Raw genomic sequence first — 4,588 nt, 5'->3', positions numbered from 1 at the left:
CCACCCACCCCGGCCCACCACGTCACCCCGGCCACCGACCCCGCCGCGAGCCTGGTCGACGCGCTGCGCCGCGACCTGGGCCTCACCGCCGCACAGGTCGGCGACCGGCTACGCACCGAGGCCGCCGCGCCGGCGGTCGAGCAGCGCCTGCGCGCGAAGCTGGGTACCGCCTTCGCCGGCGCGTGGCTGCCCGCGAACGCCCACCGCCTCACCGTCGCCGTCACGGATCCCGCGCTCGCCCCGGTGGCCCGCGCCGAGGGCGCCGACGTCACGGTCGCCCGCCGCAGCGAGGCGGCGCTCGACGACATCAGGCGCGCCCTCGACCGGCGGCGCGCCGAGGCCGACCCCCGCGACGTCCACGGCTGGCACGTCGACGTCGCCGGCAACCGCGTCGTCGTCACGGCCCGACCGGGCGCCACCGCCGCGGCCACCGCGTTCGCCGCCAAGAGCGGGGTACCCGCCGACGCCGTCCGGGTGGTCACGTCCCCGGCCGCACCGCGCCCGCTGTACGACATCCGGGGCGGCGACCAGTACGTCATCAACGGCAACACCCTCTGCTCGGTGGGCTTCGCGGTCGTCGGCGGCTTCGTCACCGCGGGCCACTGCGGGCGCACCGGCAGCCCGACGCTGGGCTACAACAACGTTGCGCAGGGCACCTTCGCCGGGTCCTCGTTCCCCGGTGACGACTACGCCTGGGTCCGCACCAACAGTTCCTGGACGCCGCAGCCGTGGGTCAACACCTACTCCGGCACCGTGACGGTGGCCGGTTCGCAGGACGCCGCCATCGGCAGCTCGATCTGCCGCTCCGGGCGCACCACCGGATGGCGCTGCGGCACCCTCCTCGGTCGCAACGAGACCGTCAACTACCCGCAGGGCGCCGTGTCCGGCCTCAGCCGCAGCAACGCCTGCGCCGAGGGCGGCGACTCGGGCGGGGCGTGGATCTCGGGCAACCAGGCCCAGGGCGTCACCTCCGGCGGCTCCGGCAACTGCTCCACCGGCGGCACGACCTGGTTCCAGCCGGTCAACGAGATCCTCGGCGCGTACGGGCTGTCGCTCGTCACCACCGGCGGCGGGCAGCGGATCATCAGCAACTGGAACAACCGGTGCATCGACGTGCCGAACTCCAACTTCTCCGACGGCGTACCCCTGCAGACCTGGACCTGCAACGGGACCAGCGCGCAGTCGTGGACCTTCACCGGCGGGACCCTGCGGAGCCAGAACAACAAGTGCATGGACGTGGCCTGGGGCTCCACCGCCAACGGCGCGACCATCCAGATCGCCAACTGCAGCGGCAACCCCGCCCAGCAGTTCGTCCTCTCCGCCGCCGGCGACCTGGTCAACCCCCAGGCCAACAAGTGCGTCGACATCACCGGCTGGAACAACTCCGACGGCGCCCGGCTCCAGCTCTGGGACTGCGCCGGCACCGCCAACCAGAAGTGGCGCCGCGGCTGACCCCACCGCTCCCGCCGCCATGGCCCCACCGCCGCGCCCGACCCGTCGGGCCCGTCCCCGCCAAGGAGGTCCCATGTTCCCCATCCGCACCCGCCGCCGGTCACGCGCTCTCGCCGTCGCCGCGGCCGCGCTGATCGCCGCCACGGTGGCCCTCGCCGTACCGGTCCAGCCCCGCCCCGCCGAGGCGGCGATCGGCGGGATCACCTGGCAGGACGAGTTCAACGCGCCGGCCGGCGCCCCGGTGGACCAGAACCGGTGGCGCTTCGACATCGGCGGCCACGGCTGGGGCAACAACGAACGGCAGTACTACACCAGCAGCACGAGCAACGCGGTGCACGACGGACAGGGCAACCTGGTCATCACCGCGCGCCGGGAGAACCCGGCCAACTACCAGTGCCACTACGGCCGGTGCGAGTACACCTCGGCCCGGCTGCTCACCGCCGCGACGTTCACCCAGGCGTACGGCCGCTTCGAGGCCCGCATCAAGATCCCGCGAGGTCAGGGCATCTGGCCGGCGTTCTGGATGCTCGGCAACGACATGGGCAGCGTCGGCTGGCCGAACGCCGGCGAGATCGACATCATGGAGAACATCGGCCGGGAGCCGAACACCGTCTACGGCACCGTCCACGGCCCGGGCTACTCGGGCGCGGGCGGCATCACCGGCAGCCGGACCATCGGAGCGCCGCTCGCCGACGCCTTCCACACCTACCGGGTGGACTGGGAACCGAACTCCATCGTCTGGTACCTCGACGGCGTCGAGTTCCACCGCGTCGACCCGGGCCGGCTCGGCGGCAACCGCTGGGTGTTCGACCACCCCTTCTTCATGATCCTGAACGTGGCGGTCGGCGGTAACTGGCCGGGCTACCCGGACGCCTCCACCCAGTTCCCCCAGCAGATGCTCGTCGACTACGTGCGCGTCTCCGGCTACACCTCCGGCGACCCGCCGCCCGGGACCACCCGGATCAGGGGCGCGGCGAGCGGCCGGTGCATCGACATCCCCGGCGCGAACCCGGTCGACGGGGCCAAGCTGCAGATCTGGGACTGCAACACCACCGCCGCCCAGGCGTGGACGTTCGCCGCCGACGGCACCCTGCGGGCCATGGGCAAGTGCATGGACCCGGCCTGGGCCGGCACGGCCAACGGCACCGAGGTCAACCTGGTGAGCTGCAACGGCAACCCGGCGCAACGCTTCACCCTGACCGCCGCCGGTGACCTGGTCAACCTCAGCGCCAACCGGTGCGTCGACGTGCGGGACCGGGTCACCGGCAACGGCGGCCGGCTCCAGCTGTGGGACTGCACCGGCGGCGCCAACCAGAAGTGGTCCCGCGCCTGATCAGCGCCCAGCCGCGTCCCGTACGCCACCTGACGCCCTTCGTCGAGCGACCCCGGCTCGACGAGATGGTGCCCGTTCCCACCATCGAGGAGACTCCGATGACCAACAGACGCTCGTTCCGAGCTCGACTCGCCGCCGCCCTCAGCGGGCTCGCGGCACTCGCACTCGCCGTACCACTGGCCCTCACCGCCACCGAGGACAGTGCGCTCGCCGTCGGCCCCGACCTGCTGCCCGTCACCGTCGCCAACAACTCCGGCCGCGGCGAGGCGGTCTACCTCTACATCCTCGGCACCGACATCCGTCCCGGCGGCGGCCTCGGCTACGTCAACGCGGCCGGCGCCTTCACCCGCTGGCCCGCCGGCGGCCTCCCGCCGACCCCGGCGCCGGACGTGTCGATCGCCGGCCCCGCCAACGGCGGCAGCGTCACCGTCCGCATCCCGCGCTTCATCTCCGGGCGGATGTACTTCTCGTTCGGCCGCAAGCTCGACTTCCGCCTCACCCCGGACGGGCTCGTCCAGCCCGCGCCGTGGGCCGCCGGAGACCCGAACCGGGACATCCTGTTCGACTGGTCCGAGTTCACCTACAACGACGCCGGACTGTGGTTGAACAGCTCGCAGGTCGACCAGTTCGCCGTGCCGCACGCCGTCTCCGTCACCGGCAGCAACGGCGTCACCACCAAGACCGGCGAGCTGCTCAACAACGGCCGGGAAAACGTGATCAGCGCCATCCGCGCCCAGCCGGCCTTCGCCCGCTCGGTCATCACCCGCGCCGACGGCACGGTGCTGCGGGTGCTCGCGCCGGGCAAGGCCATGGACGCCGGCCTCATGGACCCCGGCTACCTCGACGCGTACATCACCTCGGCGTGGAACGCGTACACCAACCGCACCCTCACGGTCGTGCCGCGCACGGCCGAGCCGAACCGCCGGTTCTTCGGCCGCACCGTCGGCAGCACCATGGTCTTCACCGACTCGTCCGGCGCCCAGGTGGCGACGGTCGCCAAGCCCACCACCAGCAACGTGTGGGGCTGCGACGGCGTCTTCGACGCCCCGAACACGCCGCCGTTCATCCAGTCGGAGATCAAGCGCACCCTCTGCACCGCGCTCAACCGCGGCACCCTCGGCCAGTTCGACACCGAGCCCCGGCTGGACGCCGCGTCCTTCTACAAGAACAGCGCGCCGAACCACTACTCGCGGATCATCCACGCCCACATGGCCGACGGTAAGGCCTACGGCTTCGCCTACGACGACGTCGGCGGCTTCGAGTCGCTCGTGCACAGCGGCGACCCCCGCTCGGCCGCCGTCACCCTGACGCCGTTCGGCGCCGGCGGCCCGACCGGACCGCCGCCGACCACCCCGCCGGCCACCGGCGACATGGTCGTCAGCAACTGGCACCAGAAGTGCGTCGACGTGCCCAACTGGAACTTCGCCGACGGCCAGCGGCTCATCGTCTGGGACTGCCACGGCAGCACCAACCAGCGCTGGGAGTTCGTCAACGGCACCCTGCGCAGCCAGAACAACAAGTGCATGGACGTCGCCTGGGGATCCACCGCCAACGGCGCCGCCATCCAGCTCGCGACCTGCTCCGGCAACCCGGCTCAGCAGTTCGTGCTCACCGGGGCCGGCGACCTGGTCAACCCGCAGGCGAACAAGTGCGTGGACATCGCCGGCTGGAACCCGAACAACGACGCGGTACTCCAGCTCTGGGAGTGCACCGGCGGCGCGAACCAGAAGTGGCGGCGCGGCTGACGGGGGCAGCCCTGGCGGGCACGCGGCGGCGACCAGCTCCTGGCCGCCGCCGCGTGCC

General features: G+C 72.4%; 3 protein-coding genes. All 3 read left to right on the top strand.

Annotated elements, in window-relative coordinates:
- Positions 1-51 precede the first annotated feature (51 nt).
- Positions 52-1,452 (top strand): ricin-type beta-trefoil lectin domain protein, encoded by a 1,401-nt coding sequence (locus ACSNN7_RS28625; protein ID WP_436684165.1) that lies wholly within the window; start codon positions 52-54, stop codon positions 1,450-1,452.
- A 73-nt stretch (positions 1,453-1,525) separates the two neighbouring features.
- Entirely contained in the window at positions 1,526-2,785 is a 1,260-nt protein-coding gene (locus ACSNN7_RS28620; protein ID WP_436684164.1) for a family 16 glycosylhydrolase, read from the top strand.
- A gap of 98 nt (positions 2,786-2,883) precedes the next feature.
- The gene (locus tag ACSNN7_RS28615) at positions 2,884-4,530 is read left to right on the top strand and encodes a beta-1,3-glucanase family protein (RefSeq protein WP_436684163.1); all 1,647 of its coding nucleotides are present in this window, start codon (positions 2,884-2,886) and stop codon (positions 4,528-4,530) included.
- Positions 4,531-4,588 lie beyond the last annotated feature (58 nt).

This window comes from Micromonospora sp. URMC 105 (assembly GCF_051386295.1).
Classification (GTDB): domain Bacteria; phylum Actinomycetota; class Actinomycetes; order Mycobacteriales; family Micromonosporaceae; genus Micromonospora.
This window is presented reverse-complemented; position numbering and strand designations above follow the sequence as displayed.

Bases quoted from the DNA above. Each gene is read 5' to 3' on its own strand.
- ACSNN7_RS28620 (WP_436684164.1), top strand. From the start codon at position 1,526: ATGTTCCCCATCCGCACCCGCCGCCGGTCACGCGCTCTCGCCGTCGCC.
- ACSNN7_RS28615 (WP_436684163.1), top strand. From the start codon at position 2,884: ATGACCAACAGACGCTCGTTCCGAGCTCGACTCGCCGCCGCCCTCAGC.